Annotated in this window: 2 protein-coding genes; one reads left to right on the top strand and one right to left on the bottom strand. The window is 69.7% G+C overall.

Annotated elements, in window-relative coordinates; translation table 11 throughout:
- Positions 1-262: 262 nt before the first annotated feature.
- Entirely contained in the window at positions 263-1,288 is a 1,026-nt protein-coding gene (locus QN345_RS18105; RefSeq protein ID WP_322189302.1) for an LLM class flavin-dependent oxidoreductase, read from the bottom strand.
- A gap of 225 nt (positions 1,289-1,513) precedes the next feature.
- Between QN345_RS18105 and QN345_RS18100 the strand changes: the two genes are divergently transcribed.
- Positions 1,514-2,267 (top strand): ATP-binding cassette domain-containing protein (locus QN345_RS18100; RefSeq protein ID WP_323509019.1); only part of this gene is annotated, 754 nt, incomplete at its 3' end.

The following is a 2,267-nucleotide window of genomic DNA, read 5'->3' as shown; positions in this document are numbered from 1 at the left end:
GACGCGGAGGCGGGGTCGGGCGCGGGGGCATCCGCTGTAATGCGGGCCGCGGCGAACGTGGGCGTCGCCGCGACGAGCACGAGGCTCACGGCCCCGACGACGCGGGCACACCCGCCGACCGTTCGGCGAAACCACGACCGGTGTTGTGGCGCGTCCATAGCAACCTGCCCGTGCCGCCCCTGTTCGGGTGGGGGCGGCCCAGTCAGTAAATCCCGGTCAGCGGGACGTGACTACCCCTCAGCTTCTTCCCCGAACAGGGGTATTATGCCGCGGCGTCCGCGGGGTCCGCACGCAGGTCGGCCACGATCTCGAGCGAGCGGATGCGCCCCACAAGCGTCGCGGACTGCGCACTGAGCATGAGCTCATCGGCCCCTGTGGCATCGAGGAGCGCCGTGAGCCGGGCATCCACCTCGGCCGGGGTGCCCACGGCCTGGCGGCGATTCCGTGACGCCACGAACGAGAGCTCATACTCGGTGAAACGGTAGGCGAGCGCCTCCTCGAACGACACCGGAGCGGGCTTCTTGCCCTGCCGCATCCGCAGGAACGTGATCAGCCCGGGCAGCGACTCCCGGCGCACCACTTCGGGGTCGTCGTCGCTGATCAGCCCGACCGCGATCATCGCGTGCGGGGCGGCCAGGAACGCGCTCGGCTCGAAGTGCGCCCGGTACAGGTCGAGGGCTTCCTCGGTGTGCTCGCCCGCGAAGTGGTGCGCGAACGTGAACGGCAGCCCGAGCGCCCCGGCGAGCTGCGCGCTGAACCCGCTCGAGCCGAGCAGCCACGTCTCCGGGGCATCGCCGAGCCCCGGGTAGGCCGTGATGCCGCGCAGTGGGTTATCCGCCGCCATGCCGCCGTGGAAGAACCCGATCAGGTCCACAAGCTGTTGCGGGAAATCGTCGACACCCAGCCCGGATTCGCTCCGGCGCAGGGCGAGCGCCGTCGCGCCGTCGGTGCCGGGCGCCCGCCCGATGCCGAGGTCGATCCGGTCGCCGTAGAGGGCGCGCAGGGTGCCGAACTGCTCGGCGACGACAAGCGGGGCATGGTTGGGCAGCATCACGCCGCCAGACCCGACCCGGATCCGCGTCGTCCGCGCCGCGATCCCCGCGATCAGCACGGGCGGCGCGCTCGAGGCGATCGCCGGCATGTTGTGGTGCTCGGCCACCCAGAACCGGTCGTAGCCGAGCTCCTCCGCACGCTGCGCCAGACGGATGCTGCCGGCCACGGCCTCCGCGTTACTGCCGCCCGCGGGGCGGCTGGCCAGGTCGAGCACGCTGATCGGCAAAGTTTTCATCTTCTATTCAAACAACGTTTGAACGTGCGAGATTCCCTGCTTTGCGCACCCCGCCGGTGCATAACTCCTGCAAACTCTCGGAAAACCCCGCAAAGTGGGCACTTTGGGCCTGTTTCGAGAGGATGTGCAGGAGTTATGCCGTTCCTGAGAGTCTCTCCGGATCTGACCAAAGGCACATTCGATTGGATACAGTATCACCACCAACAGCACACGATAGGCCCGGCCATGAATCAATTACGTGACCACACCGTCATTGATGCCGGTTCCAAGTCTTCCTTCTCGCAGCGCGAACGCGCCGACCAGGACCCGATGCCCTCACACGCGTTCCGAGCGATGGCATTGCTCGACGTGCGCGGACTCACCGTGGCCACCGCCCGTCCGGGCACTCGCGACCGCGCCGCAACGCCCGGTGAACAAGAGGTGTCCCGCGTCGCGCTCACCCTGATGCAGGGCGAGGCGGTGGCCCTCGTCGGCGAGTCCGGCAGCGGCATGACCGCCACGGCGCTCGCCATCGCCGGCCTGCTGCCCCCGACCAAGACCGTGACGAACGGGTCGATCCTGTTCAACGGCCAGGAACTCGTCGGTCTGAGCCGTCGCGCCCAAGCGCGCCTGCTCGGCGCGAACATTGGATACCTTCCCCCCGACCTGCTGGGGTCTCTCGACCCCACCCGCACCATCCTCAGCCAGCTCGCGACCCCGCTCAGGCGACGCCTCGGACTCGACCGCCCCGCCGCCCGCGCGCGCACCCTCAAGGCCCTCGCCCGCGTCGGCCTGGACAGCCCCGAGGTCGTCGCACTCTCCTACCCGGGCGACCTCTCCCCCGTCGTCATCCAGCGTGTGGCCGTCGCCGCGGCCCTGTCCATTGACCCCGAGCTCCTCATCGCCGCGATCCCCGCCGACCCCGCGCACGCCCGCCCGCTCGCCGACCTGCTCCGCCTCGTGCGCGCCCTGCAGAGCAAGCTCCAGTTCGCGCTCATCC

The sequence above is a fragment of the Cryobacterium sp. 10I1 genome (assembly GCF_035019805.1).
GTDB classification, from domain to species: domain Bacteria; phylum Actinomycetota; class Actinomycetes; order Actinomycetales; family Microbacteriaceae; genus Cryobacterium; species Cryobacterium glucosi.
This window is presented reverse-complemented; position numbering and strand designations above follow the sequence as displayed.

What these genes read in the sequence shown, in the direction of transcription:
- QN345_RS18105 (WP_322189302.1), bottom strand. Translation starts at nt 1,288, where the DNA reads ATGAAAACTTTGCCGATCAGCGTGCTCGACCTGGCCAGCCGCCCCGCG.